The sequence below is a fragment of the Streptomyces sp. UNOC14_S4 genome (assembly GCF_020740835.1).
GTDB lineage: Bacteria > Actinomycetota > Actinomycetes > Streptomycetales > Streptomycetaceae > Streptomyces.
Genome location: NZ_JAINFC010000091.1, coordinates 1 through 19,139 on the forward strand (window position 1 = coordinate 1; position 19,139 = coordinate 19,139).

The following is a 19,139-nucleotide window of genomic DNA, read 5'->3' on the forward strand; positions in this document are numbered from 1 at the left end:
ACCTGTCCCCGTCCCCGTACGCGTACCCGTCCCCACCAGGTCCCGGTACAGCGCGGACCTCTCCAGCAGCTCCCCGTGCGTGCCCAGCAGCGCCCTCGGGCCGTCCATGACGAGGACGCGGTCGGCCCGGCGGGCCGAGGACATGCGGTGGGCGATGACGACGAGGGTGCCGCCCGGGCGTTCCGTGAAGGCGTGCTCGACGCGGGCCTCCGTGTCCGCGTCGAGGTGACAGGTGGCCTCGTCCAGGAGGGCGATGCGGGCCGGGGACAGATAGGCGCGGGCGAGGGCGATGTGCTGGCGTTCGCCCGCGGAGAGTTCCGCCGGGGCGACGGGGGCGGTGAAGCCGCCGAGGCGGGAGACGAGGGCGGCCATGCCGAGGGCCTCGGCCGCCGCGGCCAGTTCCTTCTCGGGCACGTCGTCCGGGCGGAGGTAGGCCAGGTTCTCGGCGAGGCCGCCGGAGAAGACGTACGCCTCCTGCGGGATCAGCACCCGCTCGCCGTCCAGCCGCACCTCGCCCCTCGTCGGTGCCAGCAGCCCCGCCATGAGCCCGGTCAGCGTCGACTTGCCCACGCCGCTCGGCCCCACGACCGCCAGGTGCCCGCCCGCGGGCACGACGAGGTCGAGGCCGCGTACGACGGGGTCGGCGCGCGGGCCGTAGGAGAAGGTGAGGCCGCGGAGTTCGACGGCGGCCGGTGGCCGCGCGGGCCGTGGGGACGGCGGGGCGGCGGCCGTCGCGCGTTCCGCCGCGGGGCCCGTCAGGCGCCGTACCACCACCGCCAGCCGTGACCCGCTCACCCCCAGCCCGTGCACCAGGTCCTGCAGGGCGGGCAGCAGCGACTGCGTCAGGTAGGCGAGGGCGCCGACCAGCGCGCCGGGGGTGACACCGCGGTCCAGCAGCCACGGCGTGGCCGCCAGCAGCGCGACGACCGGGAGCCTGCCCGCGACGGCCAGGGCACCGACGCGCGCCACGGACCAGCGGGCCAGCGCGCGGGACGCGCGGAGGCCGTCGTCCACGAGGACTCCGGCCCGCTCGCGGACGTGCTGTTCGGCGCCCCCGGCCGTGATGTCCCGCAGTCCGCGCGTCACGTCGCCGAGGGACTGGGCGATGGCCTCGTCGGCGGCGAGGTACGCCTCCTGACGGCGGGCGAGCGGCCGCAGCGTCGCCACGAACAGCAGCAGACCGGCGACGAGCGGCGGGACCACGACCGCGAGCAGGACCGGCGCGAGCAGGGACAGGCCCACCAGCGCGCCCGCCGCCGTGAAGACGAAGGTCCGCGAGACCATGACCAGCCCGGCGAACGCGTCACGGGCGATCTCGACCTGGTGCGTGAGCCGGGACACGGCCGCGCCGTCCCCGTCCCGCAGGGCCCGGGACACGACGCGGTGGACGAGCCGGTCGCGCAGCGGCTCGACGAGGGCGGCCACGCCGCCGTACGTGCGCCCGGTGCCGTACGCGCCGACGACGACGGCGAGCGCGGCCAGGCCGAGCCAGCCGGCGCCGACGCCGGGGCGGCCGTCGAGGAACCCCCCGTCCAGGGCCCTGGCCAGGGCGTATCCCATGGCGAAGGTGTGCGCGGCCTCGACGGCCGACCAAGCGGCGAGGCGTAACAGCGCCGGGCGGTGCGCCGCCAGGAACCGCAGCCCGCGCCGGGGCAGGGAGGAGCACTGGAGATCACCGCCCGTCGAACGGACCCGGGGCGCGCCGCCCGAGCGCGCGCCGCGCCGTCCGCGCCTGCGCCGGTCACCGCGTCGTGTCGTCATCATCACCGAACACCGCCCGGTAGTCGGCCAGTCGCCACAGCTGATCGTGCGTGCCCGTCGCCCGGACGCGGCCCCCGTCGAGCCAGGCGACGAGGTCGGCGCGGGCGGCCGTCGACGGGCGGTGGGCGACGACGACGCGGGTGCGTGCCGCGACGTCGCGCGTGAGGGCCGTCGTGACCTCGTGTTCCGTGACCGTGTCGAGGCTGGACGTCGCGTCGTCCAGGATCAGCACGCGGGGCGCGTGCGCGAACGCCCGGGCCAGGCCGAGGCGTTGGCACTCGCCGCCGGAGAGGGGCGCCTCGGCGCACGGGGTGGCGTAGCCGCGCGGGAGCTTCCGCACGAAACCGTCCGCGCGGGCGGCGCGGGCCGCGGCCGTGACCGCCGCCCGCCCCGGGTCGTACGCGCCGAAGGCCACGGTGCCGCCGATCGTGCCGCCCAGCAGGGCGGGCCGGGCGAAGGCGTAGCCGACCGCGCGCCGCAGCTCGTCGTGGCCGAGCTCGCGCAGGGGGACGCCGTCGAGCGCGACGGTGCCGGTGTCCGGGTCGGCCAGCCGCCCGGCCAGTTCGGCCAGGACGGACTTGCCCGTACCCGAACGCCCCACGACGGCCAGCGTCGTACCACCCGGCACGGTCAGGTCCAGGTCGCGCAGGACCCGCCTGCCGCCGCGCACCGCGCCGACGCCGCGCAGCTCCAGCTTCCCCTCCCCCGCGGGCAGTTGCCCGTGGCCGTACGGCAGGGCGGGCACGGCGAGGACGTCGGCGAGGCGACCGGCGGCGGAGCGGGCGCGGACCGCGGCGTTCAGGCGGCCGGTGAGCATGCCGATGCCGGTGGCGAGGACGGCGTAGCGGGACGCGGCCAGCAGGTCGCCGACGCTCAACAGCCCCTGGGACAGGCGCAGTCCGGCGACGGCGAGGACGGCGATCTGCAGCAGCGGGACGACGGTGACGGCCTGCGCCGCGGCCCGGCCCTGCACCCGCCACATGCGCCGCCCCTGCCGGGAGAGCTCGGGCAGGGGCGCGAGGACGCGGTCGCGCTCGCGGTCGGCGGTCCCGGCCGCGGCGATCGTACGGGCCCCGCCGACGGCCTCGACGAGCCGTCCGGCGATGTCCCCCTGGAGCCGCTGGTACCGCGCCACGCAGTCGGAGGAGGCACGGGCCAGCGCCCGCAGCAACAGGGCCAGCAGAGGCGCCCCCGCGAGGAACACCACGGCCAGCCAGGGATCGATCAGCCCCAGCCCGACGACACCACCGAGCGGCGCCGCGACCGAGGCGACGGTGGCGGCGAGGGTCCCCGGGGCGGTACCCGCGTCGGCCGCGTTGCCGACGAGCCGGGTGACGAGGTCACCGGCCGGGAAGCGGTGGACCGCACGCGGCCCGGCGGCCAGGACGTGCCCCAGCAGCCGATGCCGCAGCCATGCGGTCGAACGCGCGGCCGTGGTCCCGGTGAGCAGCCCGTCGAGACCGTCCAGAACGGCCCCGCCACAGAGCAGCGCGCCACTGAGCATCACCCACCGGCTCGCCTCACCACCACGCCGGGCCAGCAGCAGATCCAGGGTGTGCCCGAGCACGACGGGCAGCACGAGAGCCGCACCGGTGGCCGCGAGCGAGACGAAGCCAATACCGACACTTCGCGCGGCACTGTGCCGGAGGGTACGCAACAGCAGGGAGCGAGCGTCAGCGCTCGACGACGACATCGGTCCCTCCTTCGGCGAAGCGGGGAGCCCACTCAGGGGCGCGGGGAACTGCGCGACCAGCCACAACGAACCCGCAGCCGCACGCGAAACAGCAAGACGCACCCCATTAGGCGCACCCGCCACCCGCCAGGGCCTGGGCGTCCCCGCAAAGACCCGCAAAGGGACGCCCAGGTGGTCACATCAGGTGCGGCATCACAGACAGAGCAGCACGCTCACGTCGCTGACACAGGACAGCAGGCTGACCGTGCTGGCGCCGCCGCCACCGTCGTGCCGCTCCTCGGACTCCATGTTCTGCAGGTCGAGAAGTGCCATGGTGTTATTCCTTTCGTGGGGACGGGTTCTCATCACGACTCCACAACCGCATGGAGCCGGCTCTGGGGCGCCCGGAGGGGCGGGAGGAACGGCAGTTGCGCCGGACAGTCGCCGAGGGCGGCGCCCAGGGCGAGCAGACAGCCGGCCGTGCCGGTGGCGAGATCCATGGAGAGGCGCATCATCTGGCTGCCGGGGAAGGCGAGCCCGTCCTCGTAGGCCATGGCGTACCAGGAGAGAGCACGCACCTGCGCGTCCACCTGCGCGGGCAGCGCGCCGGGCGCGGTGGTGCGGCTCAGGTGCAGGATCATCCCGGCGCGGCCCTGGAACAGGCCGGGCTGGACGTAGAAACGGGACCGCGCGGCCAGCAGGATGCCCTCACGGGCCCCGACGAGCGCGGGGTCGGGGGCCGGGGCCAGGGCGGCGTAGTCGTCCAGGACCATGCCGATGCCCACGCTGCCGTCGTCGAGGTAGGGCATGACGCGCCAGCCCTCGTCGACCTGGAGGGAGCCGTCGTCCCGCCGTACGCAGCGGTCGAGGTCGGTGCGCAGGACGGCTTCGGCGAGTTCGAGGAGCGCGGGGACGCGCGTGCGCTCGTACAGCCGCAGGAAGAGCAGGGCCGGGCCGGACGCGCCGCGCGTCAGACCGGCGCGGCGGCCGGGCGCGGCGGGCTCCGTACTCATCCGGTCGGCGAGGATCTGCGCCGCCTCCATGGCCCGTTCGCGGAGCCGTGTCTCGCCCGTGGTCGCGGCGAGGTGGTCGAGGACGAGGCCGACGCCCGCGAGGCCGCCGCGCAGGTCGGAGGCGAGCCGCTGCCACTTCTCGCCGAGCAGCGCGTCGACGAGGTCGAGGGCGCGCCCGGTGTGCCCGAGGCGGTCGAGGACGAGGGCGACCCCGGCCGTGCCGTCGTAGAGCCCGAGCGGGGTGCCGGGCGGCAGCGGGTCGGTGTGCTCCAGCAGCCAGCGTTCGCCCGCCTCGTAGCGCTCCGCGCCGGTCTCGGCGAGGGCGTGCAGCACCCCGGCGGCGCCGTGCGCGAGCCCGAGGCCGCCGCCGTCGGAGAACTGGGCGATGTCGCCGGGGAACAGCCGGTCGTCGCGGTCGGGCGTGGCGGAGGCGAGGATCGCGCGGACCATCGCGTCACGACTGCGCGGCCAGTCGTACGGCTCGGGGAGCGGCGGCCGAGAGGCAGCCTTACGGGGCCCCGGCGCGACATCGCGCGTGATCTCCGCGACCGCCTCGTCGAGGAACTCCCGTGGTACGGCCGGGAATTCCTCGGCGATGACGTCCGCCAGGTGCGCGGCCTTCCCACGGTCGATCACGAACAGCGTGGTGACCGGCAGGAAGAGGGCGAGCCGCAGGCAGGCCAGCGCGTAGCGGTCCACGTCGGCGCCCCTGCGGTCCGGCGGGGCGAAGAAGCCGGGGTGGGCGACGACCTGCCTGCCGTGCTCGGCGGCGGGGGCGGCGGCCTCGAAGTCGATGAGGGCGACGGAACTCCCGTCGGAGTTCTCGTCGGAGCTCTCGTCGGGGGCGACCATGATGTTGAACATGTGCAGGTCGTTGAAGACCAGCCCCCGGGCGTGCACGGCGGCGACCGCCTCCTCGACGGCGCGGTGGACGCGCAGCGCCCAGGCCGTGTAGCCGGCGACGGCGGCCGGGTCCGGGTCGGGGGCGAGCAGCGGGTGGCGCTCGGCGAAGAAGGAGTTGAGGGGGCGCCCCTCGATGAAGTCCATGACGAGGAACGCGTGGTCGCCGAGGGTGAACCAGTCGCGCACCTCGGGCGCGATGCCGAGCCCGGACAGCCGTTCCAGGGCCGCCTTCTCGCGCTCCAGCCGGGCGACGGCGTCGGCGCCGTCGGAGGCGAGCCCGGCGTGCGGGCGGCCCTCCTTGAGGACGACCTTGCGGCCGTCGCGGGTGTCGGTCCCGGCGTAGACGCCACCGCCGTTGGAGAAGTGCAGGGCCTTCTCGATGCGGTACGGCAGGTCGCCGACGGTCGTGGCGTTGCGCGCGGCGAGGTGGGGTGCGAGGAAGGCGGGCAGGCTCACCCACGCGGGCACCTGGAACGCGGGCGTCCGCGGGTCGGGCACGAGGCGGCCCTCGCCGTTCTCGACGGCGGGGACGAGGGTGCCGCGCTCGTCGACGCAGTAGCGCCGGGCGAACGCGCCGTAGCGCACGTAGAGCGGCCCCTCTCCCCAGCGCAGGTCGGTGAGGATGTACGGCCCGGGCCGCCCGCCGACGATGCCGTGCAACTCGTCGAGCGTCCGGCGAAGTTGCCCCTCGCCATCCGGGTAGACGGTGACGAACTTCCCGCTGTGGTCGCGCCCCGCGTACTTCGTGTTGCGCAGGTGCAGCAGGTGCGGCCCCGGGACGAACTTGAACGGTATGCCGCGCGGGACGCAGTAGTCCCAGACGTCGGCGGCGGTCTTGTCGGCGGTGTCGGCGGTCGCGGACACATGGATCTTCCACCCCTGGAGGGGCCGCGTCCCGTTCCCCGGCTCCGGCGGCATCAGGTGCAGCCAGTCACCGCTGCGGGCCGTGCTCCACCCCTCGGGCACGGGGCGCCGCGCCGTCTCGAACAGCGCGCCCGTCACGTTGTCGCCGGGGACGGACAGCCGGTCCGGGGTCTCGTAGAAGTGCCTGTCCGCCAGGCAGTAGACCTCGTACCGCTTGTCCATCGCGTCCCCCTCGTCTTTGCGCTGCGTCGAGATTTCCACGGCGGGAGAAGGCGAACCAGTCTCAGATGTCATGAACAAGGCATGCGGAACGCATGAGTAACCGGGCGGGGGCCGAACGGTCCCGCCGGCAACCGGAAGGAGCGTTCGGCCGTCCAGAGGGGTACGACCGGAAGACCTGGAGGGATGCCCCATGGGATCGGGAGCCGACAAAGCCGGCGACGACATGGTCGTGGGCAGGACCAACGAGAGCCAGAAACGGACCGTCCTCGTCGCGAAGGACGGGGACGAGGACGGCTACGCCGAGGACTACGTGCTGTGGGTGACCGTCGCCGACAGCAAGGTGCTGCGCCAGGTGCCGGAGGGCGTCGACGCCGTCCACGCCACCGGCACGGTCGCCCTGCCCACGGGCGGTGCCGTCGGCACCCTCCCGCCCGGCAACGGCGTCGTGGCCACGGGAGCGAACGGCGTGGTGGGGTACGTCCACGCCGCGACCCGCGACAAGACGCAGGAGCAACAGGTCCAGGCCGGGGTCCTGGGCGCGGGCACCGCGTCGTCGCCCGGCGTCTTCGGGCGCGGCGCGGTGGGCGTGACCGGCTACGCGCAGGACACGGCCCGGGACACCGCCTGGGAGACCGAGGACCCGTCCGGCGTGTGCGGCCGGGCCACGGGCGTCGGCGTACGCGGCAAGGGCGACGACGGCGGCGTACGCGGGGAGAGCGAGAACAACTTCGGGGTGGAGGGGAAGAGCACTCTCGCTCCGGGGGTGCGCGGCACGAGCGTCGAGGGCATCGGCGTGTACGGCGAGGGCGCGCCCGGCGTCTTCGGGAACGGCACGGGGACGGACAGCGGCGGAATCTTCGAGTCCGCAAAAGGGGCCCAACTGCGCCTGACCCCCCGCAACCTGGCGCACGTGGGCATCTCCGCCCCGCTGACCCCCGACGCGGTCGTCGTCGACGAGCGCTTCCACGGCCCCCGCCTCCCGAAGGGCGGCCGAGCGGGCGAACTCACCACCGTCCAGGACCCGTCCGGCACCTGCACCCTCTGGTTCTGCGTACGCGACGGGGGCGCGGACCCGGCGCTGTGGGCCCAGGTCCTGCTGGGCCGGACGTTCGACGGCCGGGCCTGACGACCGGCGCGGCGGCGCGGGCGCGCCGCCGCCTGGGCCTACCCGACGTGGCGGGCCTGGTAGTGCAGCGCCTCCCGCCTGTTGATCGCCCTGAGCTCTTCGAGGTCGTCCCGCATCAGCGCCGCCCAGCCCGCGACGTTGAGCGCCCGGCAGGCGCCGCACGTCGGCGCCTGCGGCGCGTCGACGGCGGGGGGCCCGCCGGTGTGCGCCAGGGGAATGGCGGGGGTGCTCCGCACGTGTGCGTACGCGTGACTCACGGAGCCACCTCGTCCGCTGCCCGGGTCGCCTGGGCCTCGTCGCGCGGGGCGACGGCCACTTCTTCACCGGGGTCCGGCTCCGCCTGGACGTCGCCGACGAGCGGGTGCTGGGCCTTGATCCGCTGCTGAAGGGTCGGGCGGCGCGTCAGGGGTGGGAGCGGGGCGACGGCTGTGCCGGGGAAAACGAGCATGGGGCAGCTCCGTGTGTATGGGTGGGGACTCGGGCGCGCGGCGGAAGTGCCGCACACATGGAGCATGCAGCCCTGAATAAGCCGCTCGCAACGTTGGATCCTCAACTCCCAGAGAAAATACATATGTTCTATCGACGCGGATACCCGAGTCACGGAAAACTGCACCCGTGCCGCCAAAGCTGGGCCCAACAGCCGCTTCTCTGTACCCTGTTGGCCATGTCGGCCACCTCATGGGCGGCTATGCGCACCCGCGCACCGCCCCAGCGCCCGAACGAAAGGTGAAACGGGAGAATGCCGACGGTTCAGTTGGTCCCCACGCTCCGCAGGCGCCGCCTCGGTCAAGCCCTCCGTCGCTACCGACGCGAAGCCGGCATGAGCATCGACCTGGCGGCGGCAGCCATGCGGTGGGACAACAGCAAGGTCTCCAGAATCGAGAACGCCAAGGCCCACATCCGCCCCACTGAGGCCTCACAGTTGCTCGGGGTCTACGGGGTGGACGCTCCGGACGTCCTCCAAGCGATCGAGGCCCTCGCCAGGGACGCGGGCAAGAGGGGCTGGTGGACGACCTACGGAGATGTCGTCACCGCCGGATACAAGGACTACCTGTCGCTGGAGACCGACGCCGAGAGCACTCGGATCTGCTCCCCGAGCCTGATTCCCGGACTGCTCCAGACGGGAGCCTACGCCAGGGAGATCATCAGCTCCGTGTCGTTCTGGCGGCCGCAGGAGGACGTGCACGCACTCGCCGAGGTACGCAAAGCGCGCCAGGCCGTGTTGACGGCTCGGGACGGCAGGCCGCCTCTGAATTTCTGGGCAGTCATCCATGAGTCGGTACTGCATCAGCGCTTCGCTTCCCAGCCGACCCTGATGCGCGGCCAACTGCGCCATCTCCTGGACATGGCCGAGTTGCCGAACATCACCATTCAGATCCTGCCGATGGCAATGGCTCCGAACCCCGGGATGATGGGCCTGTTCGAAGTCGTGCGGTTCCCCGCTCCATGGCCGACGGTGGTACTCACGGAGAACCTGGTCGGCGGGCAATTCGTCGAGGGAACCGAGCACGTGGAGACCTTCGAAGCCTCCTTCGACCGCATTGTCGCCGCCGCACTTCCCGTGGATCAGTCCCGGGAGACCATCAGGAACATCATGGAGAAGGACTAGCAATGAATGCCAAGGAAGACCTCTACGCCCTCGACCTGAGCGGCGCCGCCTGGCGCAAATCACCTGCCAGTAACGGCGGCGAGCACTGCGTCGAGATAACCGACCTCCCCGGCGGCGGCATGGCCATCCGGGACTCCAAGAACCCCGACCGCCCCGACCTGCGCTACACCGCCGCCGAATGGACCGCCTTCCGCTCCGGCGTGCTAAGCGGCGCACTGTAGGTATCCAGCCCTGCCACCGCCAGTGAACACAGGCCCGCCCGCCGTCCGAGGGCGGGCCCGTGCCCCACTTGCCCGGGCCTACGAAGGGGCCACCGATGGACCACGCGGAAGACCTCTACGCCCTCGACCTGAGCGGCGCCGCCTGGCGCAAGTCGCCTGCCAGCAACGGCGGGGCGTCATGCGTCGAGATAACCGACCTCCCCGGCGGCGGCATGGCCATCCGGGACTCCAAGAACCCCGACCGCCCGGACCTGCGCTACACCGCCGCCGAGTGGGCCGCCTTCCGCTCCGGCCTCATGGACGGCACGCTCTAGCCTAACTGTTTCGCGTGGGGTCGCGTCCGGATGGTGAACAAACGCGAAAGCGCCTTCCGGGCTGGGATGATGAGGCTTGTCCAAGGTCTTGACTCGCCCAGCAGGAAGGTACTTTCTGCGTTCGGACTACCGGGCCGCGGCCCCGGCTCGAACCCAGCTGAAAGACGGAGGTCAGGGCAGTTCGGCGCCGTGGGCGCGGCCGTCAGCGCTGCTTGAGCATCACCGCATAGAGCGGGGAGTCGGGGAAAGGCTGCTGATGCCCGATGTGCTGGTAGTCCCATTCCTCGTAAAGCGCTTTCACCTTGGGGTGGTCGGGGTCCACGAGCAATGTCACGCGCTCTTCCTGCCGCCCGGCCAGCAGCTCATCGTGCAGCTTCTTCGCCTGTCCTGTCTTGCGCCACTTCATGCGCACCATCAGTTCGTACAGGGCGAGCGTCCGCGTCCCGGTCTCCTTGGTGAAGTCCTCGGGCAGGGGCTTGGTCATGACCGTCCACCAGCGGGTACGCGGGCTCAGCGCTCCGGCGTAGGTGAAGCCGATCGGTTCGCCCTCCTCGTACCCGATGACAGCCTCCCACGTGGGATTGGCGCTGTGCATGGTCAGCCGTTCGGCAAACCGGCTGGTGGCGTGGAAGGTGTCGGTGCCTTCGTAAACCTCGCCGTAGACGTCGAGGACCGTCTTGCGGACAGTGGGAAGGTCGCTCTGGCCGTAGCGACTGAACTCGATCAACGGGAGTCCTTCCAGGTGTCGTGATGGTGCTCGGTCCAGACGCGTGTCCGTGTCGCGTCGGGGGCGGTCCGGTGGAGCGTGCGGCGGAATTCGGTGAGGACGACGCGGGAGCGGCCGACAGTCTGGTCCAGGATGGTGTCCGCCGTATCGCAAGCCCGGTCGATGTCGCCCTGGTGGAGCTGGGCGAGTGCGAGGTAGGCGGTGTAGTAGAGGCGGTTGCGCTGCATGTCCGGGCGCAGGCCGGAGAGGGTGCGGCGAGCGTGGGCTTCGGCTTCGGCGCCCCGTCCCAGCCGCAGATAGGTGATGGCCGACAGGCCGTCGAGTTCGGCCTGATCGAAGAATCCCATCCACGGCGGCCGCGGCAGTTCGTGGTCCACCCGGTCCCACGCCTTCGCCGCGTGGTCCAAAGCCCGCAAAGCGGATGTGCGCTCCCCCGCGCTGGCATAGGTCCCCGCACTCCGGGCGTGGGCGAGCGATGCGAAGAACGGATCGCGGCGAGTGATGGAGGTCTGGCGGGCGACGGCTGCGGCGGCGATGGCGTCCGGCCAGCGGTGCAGTTGGAGGGCGAGGATCGCGGCGTGGCTCCAGATGCGGTACTGGATGGAGCTGTCCCCGGACATCGTGGCCAGGTAGTTGGCCCGTTCGAGGTGCCCCTGTGCGTTGTCGGTGCGGTGTGCGTCCACTGCCGCCCACATGGCCGTGCTGGTGTAGGAGGCCGCCAGCAGGTACAGCGCGGACCGTACGCGCTGGGACGCCGATCGTTGCTGCTGGAGGTCGAGAATCCGCTGAGCCGCAGCCTGTGCGCGGGATTCGAGCTGTTGCGCGCCTCCGGTGTGGTTGTCGAGGTCCACCAGCTTGTCCAGCTCAGCCCCCAGCCGACGCACGTCCGCCATCCCGAGGGAACGGTGTGTCAGGCCGGTGGCCACGGCGGCCACACCACCCGCCGTGGCGAAGAAAGTTCGTCGCCGCAAAGGGTCCTCCTGTTGCGCTGAGGGCGGCGGCGTGAACCCTAATTCCTCCGCCGTACAGCCGAATACCCTCTCCAGTGCAACACGCGTACGCCGCCAGGGCCAGGAGGTCCTGCCCTTCAGCAGGTTGTGGATGTTGCGTGCCGAGGTGTTGCCCGGCCGTCCGGTGACCTCCAGCAGCGCATTGTTCATCCGCCGTGCGAGCTCTTCCTGGGTGAGCCCTTCGGCGAGCATCCGCTTCATGAGGATCCGGTTTTCACCCATGGGCCGCACGGTAGTCCGCTCCGCGTGGTCCAGGTAACGGAAGCGTCAAAGTTTCCGGATGCCCGCGAGCAGACAGGCGGTACTTCTTCCTCACGCCCGCGCCCTCAGCGGCTGTTGACTGGCCACGAACCAGGCAGACGCCCCCGGCTCCAGGCCCCTGGATCGAGGCTCCGCTTCCCCACTTCCCCGTTTCCCTGTTCCCGCAGCAAAAGACCGAAGGGAGAACCGTCGTGAGTGTCTGTGCACCGTCCTTGTTCCCCAAGGCCCCGCCGCAGCTTCAAGGCCCGGCGCGCGGCAGCGTACGCCCGTTCGGGCTGTCCACCGCGCTGCCGGCCCGTCCGGCGCAGGACGGCGACATCACAGCCGCGCTGTCGCTGTGCCCGGTGCGGCAGATCACGGTCACCGAGGACGGGCGGCCGTTCATCCACACCCCCTCCATGAAGTCGAAGCTCAAGACGACGACGCAGACGGTGGAGGACATGCAGCTGGCCACCGACAACGAAGACGACACCGACTGAGGCAGGGAGCTGACGTGACGGTTCTGGTGCTGACGCGCCCCCTGCTGGACGCCACCGCCGATCTGGTGATCAGCGAACTGCACGAACGCGGGGTGCCCGTCCACCGCCTCGACCCCGGGGAGTTTCCCCAGGAATTGACCGTCTCCGCATACCTGGACGACGGTGGGGAGGACTGGCGGGGAACGTGGCGCGGGCAGCACCGGGACCTCACGCTGGAGGACATCACAGCCGTGTACTACCGGCGCCCCGGCCGCTTCCGCCTGCACCCAAGCCTGTCGGCCGGGGATGCCCGGTGGGCGTTCGAGGAGGCCCGCCACGGCTTCGGCGGGGTGCTGTCCTCCCTGCGCTGCACCTGGGTGAACCACCCGTGGCGCAACGCGCTTGCCGACTATGCGCCGCATGCCCTGGCGGTGGCCCGGCGGTGCGGGCTGCCGGTTCCGCGCACGCTGATCACCAACGACCCCGAACAGGCTCATGCGTTCGTCCGCACGCTGCCCGGCGGTGTCGCGGCGTACAAGCCGCTGGGGACGGCCGGCCCGGTCGGCGAGGACGGCGAAGCGGTCGCGGTGTGGACGAGCCGTGTCGGTGCCGAGGAGATCGCGGACACCGTTGCCCTGACGACCCACCTTTTTCAGGAGTGGGTCAGCAAGGAGTACGAGGTCCGGCTGACGGCGGTGGGCGGGCGGATGTTCGCCGCCGAGATCCACGCCGGATCGGCGGCCTCCCGCGTCGACTTCCGCCGCGACTACGACGCGCTGGCCTACCGCGTGTGCGAGGTGCCCACTCATATCCGGCGCAGCGTGACAAAGATGATGGCCACGCTCGGGCTGCGCTACGTCGCCCTGGATTTCCTCGTTGGTCAGGGCGCCCACCGCTGGTACCTCGTCGACGTCAACCCCGGCGGGCAATACGGCTTCGTGCCGGAGCTGTGCGACCCCATCACCCGTGCTCTTGCCGATGTGCTGGAAGGGAAAGCCCCGTGACCTTGACCCTGACCCCTGAGCAGGCCCGCCTCCGCATGGTGGAGAAGCTGGCCGAGGCCGGTGTACTGCGCTCCCCGTGCTGGTCGGACGCGTTCGCCGCAGTGCCCCGTGAGGTGTTCGCCCCCTCGTTCCAGATCCGTACCTCGGAGGGGAAGCTGGAGGCGTACACGCCGGAGTCGGAGGGCTACGGCGGCGCGGTCTACACCGACACGTCGTTGATCACACAGTGGGACGCGGGCGGTACCGCGACCAGCAGTTCCTCCCAGCCCTCCCTCATGGCCCGCATGCTGGAAGCCTTCGACGTCCCCAACGGGGAGCGGGTGCTGGAGATCGGCACCGGCACCGGCTACAACACCGCGCTGCTGTGCCGCCGCTATGGTGACGCCCAGGTGGTGAGCGTCGACGTCGACCCCGCCTTGACCGAGGCGGCGCGGGAGAAGCTGGACCGGATCGAGGCAAGGCCCCTGCTGCTGACCGCCGACGGCACCCTCGGCCACGGCGACGAAGCACCCTATGGCGGCATCCTGGCGACCTGCGGCGTACGCCGTATCCCTGCCGCATGGCTGGCGCAGGTGCGCCCCGGCGGGCTGATCGTGGCCAACATCGGCACCGGCATTGCGCAGCTCACCGTCACCGAGGACGGGGACGCCGAAGGCGGATTCCTGCCCGAGCCGGCCGCCTTCATGGTGGCCCGCCCCACCCCCGAGCATGTCACCGCCAGCGCGGCCTCCCACACCTCCCTGATCCTGAACGGCACCGGCCGCACCCGCACGGCGGAGCTCCCGGACGCCCGGCGCTTCTGTGAGCGGCTGGTGATGGCGGAGGCGCTGGAGATCGCCCTGTCCCACCAGAACGTCCTGGCGGTCAGCTTCCTGCGCGAGGACGGGAGTACGGTCTGCGGCCTCGTCCACCCCGAGACGGGTTCATGGAGCCGCACCGTGGCCGACGGGGACAGCGCCGAGGTGACGTGGAACGGGCCGCGCGATCTGTGGGAGGAGCGCTCTTCCCTGCTCTCCGCGTGGGAGAAGGCGGGGTGCCCCGGGCCGGACGCCTACCGCCTCGCCGTCGACGCCGACGGCCGCCACACCCTCACGCGCCCCGTGCGGTGGGAGCTGTAGGCACTCGCGCCGTCCGGGCCCGTCCCAGCGCGGACCGTCGCGGCCATCGACTGCGCCGACCTCGCCACCGCCCCGGAGGAGACGAGATCCGCACGCTTGCCGCACACTCTGCCCCTGCCGCTCTCAGAGAGGCCATCGCAGCCCGCATGGACCGCCGCAACTTCGTCGCCTACACCACCGCTTCTCTCACGACGTTCGCCCTCGCATGGGCCACGGCCGCGCCCGCCACCTTCGCCGCGGCCCACCAAGGCCGAACGGTGGACGTCGACTTGGTGGCCTCTCTGGAGGCCATCAGCGAGAGCCTGACCACTGCCCCGACGGCGCAGCGCCAGTACACCGCCCCACTTCTCGACGAACAACTGACGATCGTCACCGGTCTCATCGGCGAGGGCCGTCACACCGAGCAGATCGGCGTACGGTTGCACCGACTGGCCGCCTCACTGGCGCAAACGGTCGGCTGGCACCGCTTCGACCACGGTCAGCACGCCGCCGCCGCACGTTTCTGGCACGCCGGGGTCCACTCCGCCCACGCGGCGGGCGATCGCGACCTCGGGGCCGGGGTCCTCTCCGATCTCGCCTATCAGGCACTGTGGCTGCGCGATCCGGCCACGTCGGTGGCCATCCTCGACCGTGCCCTGCGCAGGCCCTTGCATCCCGCCGCGCGGTCGGTGCTGTACTTGCGCAAGGCCCGTGCCCACGCCGCCCTCGGCGAGGAACACCTCTGCACCCGGGCCCTCGGGGCGGCGGAGCGCTCCTTCGGAGCGGCAACAGGTGCGGGAACGGCGCCCTCGTGGTGCGCGTGGATGTCCCACTCCGACCTCGCCGTGGACACCGGCCGGTGCCTGCTCGACCTGGGCCACACCCGCCAGGCCCACGCACTCATCCAGGAAGGAACCGGCGTGCTGCCGGTGGCACGGGAGAAGACCAGAGCCGTGTTCCTCGCGTACGAAGCCGAGAACTACCTCCGCTCAGGCGAGATCGACCAGGCCGCGCATGCCGCGCACACGGCGTTCACGATGGCGGACCGCATCGGGGCACCACGCTGCACCGCGCTGATCCGCGGGCTCGCCCCCGCCTTCGGGGAGCACAGGGCGGCCCCCGGCGTCGAGCAGCTTCTCGACACGATCCATGGCTGACGGGGGCCCGCTGCATCCGGCGACCGGGCCGCTCGTACTCGCTCACGCCGCCGGACCCGCAGATGACACACCGGGCTTCCCAGCGGAGCGCTCAGCGCACCACGACCGTCCCGTGCATGGACGGATGGATCGTACAGATGTAGCCGTACGTGCCGGACGAGGTGAAGGTGTACGTGTAGGAGCCTCCCCGGTTAAGTGTCGGCGAGCGCAGTGGGCCGGAGCCGGTGCTCGTGACCGTGTGCGGGGCCGAGTCGTTGTTGGTCCAGGTCACCGTGGTGCCGCGGGTGACGTTCAGCGTCGACGGCGAGAACGCGTAGCCGACGATCGTCACCTTTGCCGTGGCCGCCCGGGCGGGGGCGGCGGAGACGGGGGCCGTCGCGACCGTGGCAGGCGTCATCGCGTACGCCGCCTGCCCGGCGGCGGCTCCGCCGCCTGCCGCGAACGCCCCCTGCGTGGTGATCAGCGCGGCCGCGCTCGCCAATACCGCCATGAGGTATCCGGGCCGCCGCTTGGTCGCGTTCGTCTTCAGGTTCATCGTTGCCCTCCTCGGACCTGTCTCCGAAGGACACCGGGGCAAGACAAGGACGACCCTCTCCGTCCATCGTAGGCACGGACGAGGTGCGTGATTCACCTGACCGGCCGGGTAATTTCCTGCACCGGACGCCCCGGCCCCGGTCAACCCTCCGGCGGGAACACCGGCTCGCCCGTACCCGCCCGGATCGCACCCGGAGGCAGGCCCGACGGGCCACAGCGCAAGGCCAACAGTTCGGCGACGGGGATACGCCGACATGTTTCCGGGGGCCGGCCGCGCGCCCGCCAGTCAAGTGCCGGAATTCCTTCAGGAGTGCGCGCTGATCCGCACCGGCCTGGGATCCGTCGCACGCTGTACGACCCGGCCTGCGCCATACAGCCGACGAGTGGAAAGCCTTCCGTAAGGAATAATCAACAGCGTTTTGCAGTCGTCGATCTGAACAACAATCCTGACCGAGGGGCCTCCCCTGACGCAGCGGGGAGGCCCTTCGCCATGACTTCCCTGGGGGGACAAGTGCGGCGTTCCATCATCTTTGCCGGTGCGGTGGTCTTACTGTGCTCGGCGTGCTCGGCTTCCGACAACTCACCGAAGGCGGGAAGGATCTCCCCGTCCGAGGCTCCGAGCACCGAGGGGGTGGCGATACAGGACGCGGTGGAGGCGACGGCGAAGAGCAGTGCCCGGATCGACGAACAGGTCGAATGGAGCGACGGCACCAGGGGCTTCACGGTATCCGTCAAGGGCGGCCTCGACTTCGCCGACGGCCGAGGGCGCCTCAAGGCGACGATTCCGGGCCAGTCGTCCCTCGCCCCTGTTGACGAGGTGTTCTCGAAGGGAACCGTCTACCTCAAGATGGCCGTGTATGTGACCGACGACCCTGCCTGGTGGTCCGTCCCCCGGGACAAGGCCGAGGCCCACTTCGTCCTTCGCTCACCGCTGAACGACCCCGAGCACCTCCTGCGTCAGGTGGCACGGATGCGCAAGCCCACGAAGGCCGGTGAGGAGAAGGTGAACGGCATACCGGCCGTGCACTACCGCGGCTGGCTCGACCACGAGACGCTCACTCTCCGGATGGCGAAGGGCAGCCGCGACGACCTGAACCTGGTGCGAAGCGCGATGAGCGGCGACATCCCCGTCCCCGCGGAGGTCTGGATCGACCGGAGCGGGCGGGTCGTCCGCGCCCGTGCCACGCTCACCATGAAGCCGGGCAAGGCCACGACCACGCTGGACCTGACGGACCACGGCGCACCCGTGGAGACGCCGACCGCCCCGGAAGGGGCCAAGGCCTTGCCCCTGGAGGCGCTCGACGGCCGGCTCATGGGCTGAGCCGGACACCCGTCCTACTCCTCCGACGGAAAGACCGCCTCCCCCGCACTCCCCCGGATCGTGATCGCCTCCACCGGGCACCCCTCCGCCGCCTCCAGCACCGCGGCGGAAGGGGTGGTCACCTCCTCCACCGCCCGCGAGCGGCGGAGCTCGTCCAGGCGGAAGGCGCCCGGGGCCGTCGCGGCGCACAGGCCGGAGCCGACGCACAGGTAGTGGTCCACGGAAAGCTGCCAGAGGTCGGCAGGCGACGGCGTCGTCACGCCACACCCCCGGAGCCGTACCCCGCCGGAAGATGGATCATCTTGTGCTCCAGGTACGCCTCGAAGCCCTCGGGCCCGAACTCGCGCCCCAGGCCGGAGTTCTTGTAGCCGCCGAAGGGGCCGAGCATGTCGAGGCTGAAGGTGTTGACGGAATAGGTGCCGGTGCGGACGCGGCGGGCAACGGCCACGCCACGTTCGACATCGCGCGTCCAGACGCTCCCGGACAGCCCGTAGTCGGAGTCGTCGGCGATACGGACGGCCTCCTCCTCGTCCTCGTAAGGCATCAGGCAGATCACCGGCCCGAAGATCTCCTCACGAGCCACCCGCATCGTGTTGGTGACCTCGCCGAAGAGGGTCGGCTCGACGTACCAGCCGCGCTCGCGGGCCGCCGGGCGGCCACCGCCCGCGAGGACCTTGGCCCCCTCCTGCTGCCCGAGCGCGATGTAGTCGAGCGAGCGCCGCTGCTGCCGCTGCGCGACCAGCGGCCCGACCTGCGTGGCCGGGTCGAGCGGATCACCGACGACCAGCGCGTCCGCGGCCGCCGCGAAGCGCTCGGCCAGCTCCTCGTAGTGGGCCCGGGGCACGAGAATGCGGGTCTGGGCGACGCACGCCTGGCCGTTGTTCATCCACGCCGACGGCACGATGCCCGCGACAGCCGCCTCCAGGTCCGCGTCCGGCAGGACGATCGCCGCCGACTTGCCGCCCAGCTCCAGCGTGACCCGCGTGAGGTTGCGGGCCGCGACCTCCATGACGCGCTTGCCCGAGGCGACGGAGCCGGTGAAGGACACCTTGTCGACACCCGGGTGCCCGACGAGATACTCGCCGACCTCCCGGCCCGCGGGCAGGATCGACAGGACACCCTCCGGCAACCCGGCCTCACTCGCGATCTCGGCGAGCAGATACGCGTCCAGGGGCGTCTCCGGCGCCGGTTTCAGGATCACCGAGCAGCCCGTGAGCAGCGCGGGCGCCAGCTTCGCGGCGGCCGTGAACTGCGGCACGTTCCACGGCACGACCGCCGCGACCACCCCGACCGGCTCGCGCCGCACGAGCAGGGGCCCGAGCACCCCGGCCCGCCGCTCCTCGTACCGCAGGCCCTTGGCGACGCCGAGCGCGGTGTCCCAGACCATGACGGCCCCGAGGGCCTGGGCGAGCAGGCTCCAGGAGTACGGGGAGCCGTTCTGCGCGGAGATCGCCTTCGCGATCCCGTCGTGCCGGGCGGCGATGCCGTCCTTGATCCGCGCGACGACGTCGAGCCGCTCGGCGAGGGGGCGCTCCGCCCAGACGCCGGAGTCGAACGCGGTACGGGCCGCGGCCACGGCCCGGTCGACGTCCTCGCGCGTGGCGTGCGGCACGCGCCCGATGACCTCCTCGGTGTGCGGCGAGACGACCTCGATGACGTCCCGGCCCGCCGGGTCGGTCATCCTGCCGCCGATGAAGAGCTGTCCGTACTCGACGATCTCCGGCATACCGCCGCCTCCCGCCTAGCTTTTCTGACACCTCGTCAGACCGAGATACCAGCTCCCGGCAGGGCGGGCAATGGCACGGACAAGAAGGGAAAGCCGACATCCGGTGGAGGGGGCGGGGCCGGAGGGCGGGGTTCTGGAA

At 71.8% G+C, this 19,139-nt stretch carries 20 protein-coding genes; 9 read left to right on the forward strand and 11 right to left on the reverse strand.

Annotated elements, in window-relative coordinates; all coding sequences use genetic code 11:
- From K6I34_RS11260 to lanKC, 4 genes are all read right to left on the reverse strand, one after another.
- On the reverse strand, positions 1-1,764 hold a 1,764-nt coding region (locus tag K6I34_RS11260), incomplete at its 3' end, for an ATP-binding cassette domain-containing protein (protein ID WP_374230889.1).
- Positions 1,742-3,454 (reverse strand): ABC transporter ATP-binding protein, encoded by a 1,713-nt coding sequence (locus K6I34_RS11265; protein WP_229324845.1) that lies wholly within the window; start codon positions 3,452-3,454, stop codon positions 1,742-1,744. The genes K6I34_RS11265 and K6I34_RS11260, both read right to left, overlap by 23 nt.
- Positions 3,455-3,646: 192 nt before the next feature.
- The gene (locus K6I34_RS11270) at positions 3,647-3,766 is read right to left on the reverse strand and encodes a SapB/AmfS family lanthipeptide (protein WP_121797992.1); all 120 of its coding nucleotides are present in this window, start codon (positions 3,764-3,766) and stop codon (positions 3,647-3,649) included.
- A 32-nt stretch (positions 3,767-3,798) separates the two neighbouring features.
- A complete protein-coding gene (gene lanKC, locus K6I34_RS11275) occupies positions 3,799-6,435 on the reverse strand; it encodes a class III lanthionine synthetase LanKC (protein WP_229324873.1) in 2,637 nt (878 codons plus the stop codon).
- Positions 6,436-6,625: 190 nt separating this feature from the next.
- Between lanKC and K6I34_RS11280 the strand changes: the two genes are divergently transcribed.
- A complete protein-coding gene (locus K6I34_RS11280) occupies positions 6,626-7,561 on the forward strand; it encodes a hypothetical protein (protein ID WP_229324847.1) in 936 nt (311 codons plus the stop codon).
- A 38-nt stretch (positions 7,562-7,599) separates the two neighbouring features.
- Here K6I34_RS11280 and K6I34_RS11285 read toward each other — a convergent pair whose 3' ends face one another.
- Both K6I34_RS11285 and K6I34_RS11290 read right to left on the reverse strand, forming a co-directional pair.
- Positions 7,600-7,818: a hypothetical protein gene (locus tag K6I34_RS11285; RefSeq protein ID WP_229324849.1), complete on the reverse strand. Its 219-nt coding sequence runs from the start codon at positions 7,816-7,818 to the stop codon at positions 7,600-7,602.
- Complete coding sequence (locus tag K6I34_RS11290) at positions 7,815-8,009, reverse strand: hypothetical protein (RefSeq protein ID WP_229324851.1); 195 nt, start codon at positions 8,007-8,009, stop codon at positions 7,815-7,817. Before K6I34_RS11290 ends, K6I34_RS11285 begins: the two co-directional genes overlap by 4 nt.
- A 291-nt stretch (positions 8,010-8,300) precedes the next feature.
- Here K6I34_RS11290 and K6I34_RS11295 point away from each other — a divergent pair, with 291 nt between their 5' ends.
- From K6I34_RS11295 to K6I34_RS11305, 3 genes are all read left to right on the forward strand, one after another.
- Complete coding sequence (locus tag K6I34_RS11295; RefSeq protein WP_275127033.1) at positions 8,301-9,170, forward strand: helix-turn-helix transcriptional regulator; 870 nt, start codon at positions 8,301-8,303, stop codon at positions 9,168-9,170.
- 2 nt (positions 9,171-9,172) lie between these two features.
- Positions 9,173-9,391, forward strand: coding sequence for a DUF397 domain-containing protein (locus tag K6I34_RS11300; protein ID WP_229324855.1), 219 nt, complete (start codon positions 9,173-9,175; stop codon positions 9,389-9,391).
- Positions 9,392-9,486: 95 nt separating this feature from the next.
- Positions 9,487-9,705, forward strand: a complete 219-nt coding sequence (locus K6I34_RS11305) for a DUF397 domain-containing protein (RefSeq protein ID WP_229324856.1) — start codon at positions 9,487-9,489, stop codon at positions 9,703-9,705.
- A 202-nt stretch (positions 9,706-9,907) separates the two neighbouring features.
- Here K6I34_RS11305 and K6I34_RS11310 read toward each other — a convergent pair whose 3' ends face one another.
- Together K6I34_RS11310 and K6I34_RS11315 are read right to left on the reverse strand one after the other, a co-directional pair.
- Entirely contained in the window at positions 9,908-10,432 is a 525-nt protein-coding gene (locus K6I34_RS11310; protein WP_229324858.1) for a GNAT family N-acetyltransferase, read from the reverse strand.
- Positions 10,429-11,664, reverse strand: coding sequence for a hypothetical protein (locus tag K6I34_RS11315; protein ID WP_229324860.1), 1,236 nt, complete (start codon positions 11,662-11,664; stop codon positions 10,429-10,431). The genes K6I34_RS11310 and K6I34_RS11315 overlap by 4 nt, the downstream gene beginning before the upstream one ends.
- Before the next feature lie 230 nt (positions 11,665-11,894).
- Here K6I34_RS11315 and tgmA point away from each other — a divergent pair, with 230 nt between their 5' ends.
- From tgmA to K6I34_RS11335, 4 genes are all read left to right on the forward strand, one after another.
- Positions 11,895-12,182 carry a putative ATP-grasp-modified RiPP gene (tgmA, locus tag K6I34_RS11320; protein ID WP_229324862.1) on the forward strand — a complete coding sequence of 96 codons (288 nt, stop codon included), beginning with the start codon at positions 11,895-11,897 and terminating at the stop codon, positions 12,180-12,182.
- A gap of 14 nt (positions 12,183-12,196) precedes the next feature.
- Positions 12,197-13,165 carry an ATP-grasp ribosomal peptide maturase gene (gene tgmB, locus K6I34_RS11325; RefSeq protein WP_229324864.1) on the forward strand — a complete coding sequence of 323 codons (969 nt, stop codon included), beginning with the start codon at positions 12,197-12,199 and terminating at the stop codon, positions 13,163-13,165.
- Positions 13,162-14,283 (forward strand): methyltransferase domain-containing protein, encoded by a 1,122-nt coding sequence (locus tag K6I34_RS11330; RefSeq protein ID WP_229324866.1) that lies wholly within the window; start codon positions 13,162-13,164, stop codon positions 14,281-14,283. Before tgmB ends, K6I34_RS11330 begins: the two co-directional genes overlap by 4 nt.
- Positions 14,284-14,429: 146 nt before the next feature.
- On the forward strand, positions 14,430-15,419 hold the full coding sequence (locus K6I34_RS11335; protein ID WP_229324867.1) for an XRE family transcriptional regulator: 990 nt from the start codon (positions 14,430-14,432) through the stop codon (positions 15,417-15,419).
- Positions 15,420-15,510: 91 nt separating this feature from the next.
- On the opposite strand, the gene K6I34_RS11340 is transcribed toward K6I34_RS11335, so the two are convergent.
- Positions 15,511-15,954, reverse strand: a complete 444-nt coding sequence (locus tag K6I34_RS11340) for a cupredoxin domain-containing protein (RefSeq protein ID WP_229324868.1) — start codon at positions 15,952-15,954, stop codon at positions 15,511-15,513.
- 630 nt (positions 15,955-16,584) lie between these two features.
- Between K6I34_RS11340 and K6I34_RS11345 the strand changes: the two genes are divergently transcribed.
- On the forward strand, positions 16,585-17,274 hold the full coding sequence (locus tag K6I34_RS11345; RefSeq protein ID WP_229324869.1) for an LppX_LprAFG lipoprotein: 690 nt from the start codon (positions 16,585-16,587) through the stop codon (positions 17,272-17,274).
- Positions 17,275-17,288: 14 nt separating this feature from the next.
- Here K6I34_RS11345 and K6I34_RS11350 read toward each other — a convergent pair whose 3' ends face one another.
- Together K6I34_RS11350 and K6I34_RS11355 are read right to left on the reverse strand one after the other, a co-directional pair.
- Positions 17,289-17,534 (reverse strand): ferredoxin, encoded by a 246-nt coding sequence (locus K6I34_RS11350; protein WP_229324870.1) that lies wholly within the window; start codon positions 17,532-17,534, stop codon positions 17,289-17,291.
- Positions 17,531-19,000 carry an aldehyde dehydrogenase gene (locus tag K6I34_RS11355; RefSeq protein WP_229324871.1) on the reverse strand — a complete coding sequence of 490 codons (1,470 nt, stop codon included), beginning with the start codon at positions 18,998-19,000 and terminating at the stop codon, positions 17,531-17,533. The genes K6I34_RS11350 and K6I34_RS11355 overlap by 4 nt, the downstream gene beginning before the upstream one ends.
- Positions 19,001-19,139 lie beyond the last annotated feature (139 nt).

Excerpts from the sequence above, each read along its gene's own strand:
- K6I34_RS11265 (WP_229324845.1), bottom strand. The coding sequence starts at position 3,454 with ATGTCGTCGTCGAGCGCTGACGCTCGCTCCCTGCTGTTGCGTACCCTC.
- K6I34_RS11270 (WP_121797992.1), bottom strand. The coding sequence starts at position 3,766 with ATGGCACTTCTCGACCTGCAGAACATGGAGTCCGAGGAGCGGCACGAC.
- lanKC (WP_229324873.1), bottom strand. The coding sequence starts at position 6,435 with ATGGACAAGCGGTACGAGGTCTACTGCCTGGCGGACAGGCACTTCTAC.
- K6I34_RS11280 (WP_229324847.1), top strand. The coding sequence starts at position 6,626 with ATGGGATCGGGAGCCGACAAAGCCGGCGACGACATGGTCGTGGGCAGG.
- K6I34_RS11290 (WP_229324851.1), bottom strand. The coding sequence starts at position 8,009 with ATGCTCGTTTTCCCCGGCACAGCCGTCGCCCCGCTCCCACCCCTGACG.
- K6I34_RS11295 (WP_275127033.1), top strand. The coding sequence starts at position 8,301 with ATGCCGACGGTTCAGTTGGTCCCCACGCTCCGCAGGCGCCGCCTCGGT.
- K6I34_RS11300 (WP_229324855.1), top strand. The coding sequence starts at position 9,173 with ATGAATGCCAAGGAAGACCTCTACGCCCTCGACCTGAGCGGCGCCGCC.
- K6I34_RS11305 (WP_229324856.1), top strand. The coding sequence starts at position 9,487 with ATGGACCACGCGGAAGACCTCTACGCCCTCGACCTGAGCGGCGCCGCC.
- K6I34_RS11315 (WP_229324860.1), bottom strand. The coding sequence starts at position 11,664 with ATGGGTGAAAACCGGATCCTCATGAAGCGGATGCTCGCCGAAGGGCTC.
- K6I34_RS11335 (WP_229324867.1), top strand. The coding sequence starts at position 14,430 with ATGGACCGCCGCAACTTCGTCGCCTACACCACCGCTTCTCTCACGACG.
- K6I34_RS11340 (WP_229324868.1), bottom strand. The coding sequence starts at position 15,954 with ATGAACCTGAAGACGAACGCGACCAAGCGGCGGCCCGGATACCTCATG.
- K6I34_RS11355 (WP_229324871.1), bottom strand. The coding sequence starts at position 19,000 with ATGCCGGAGATCGTCGAGTACGGACAGCTCTTCATCGGCGGCAGGATG.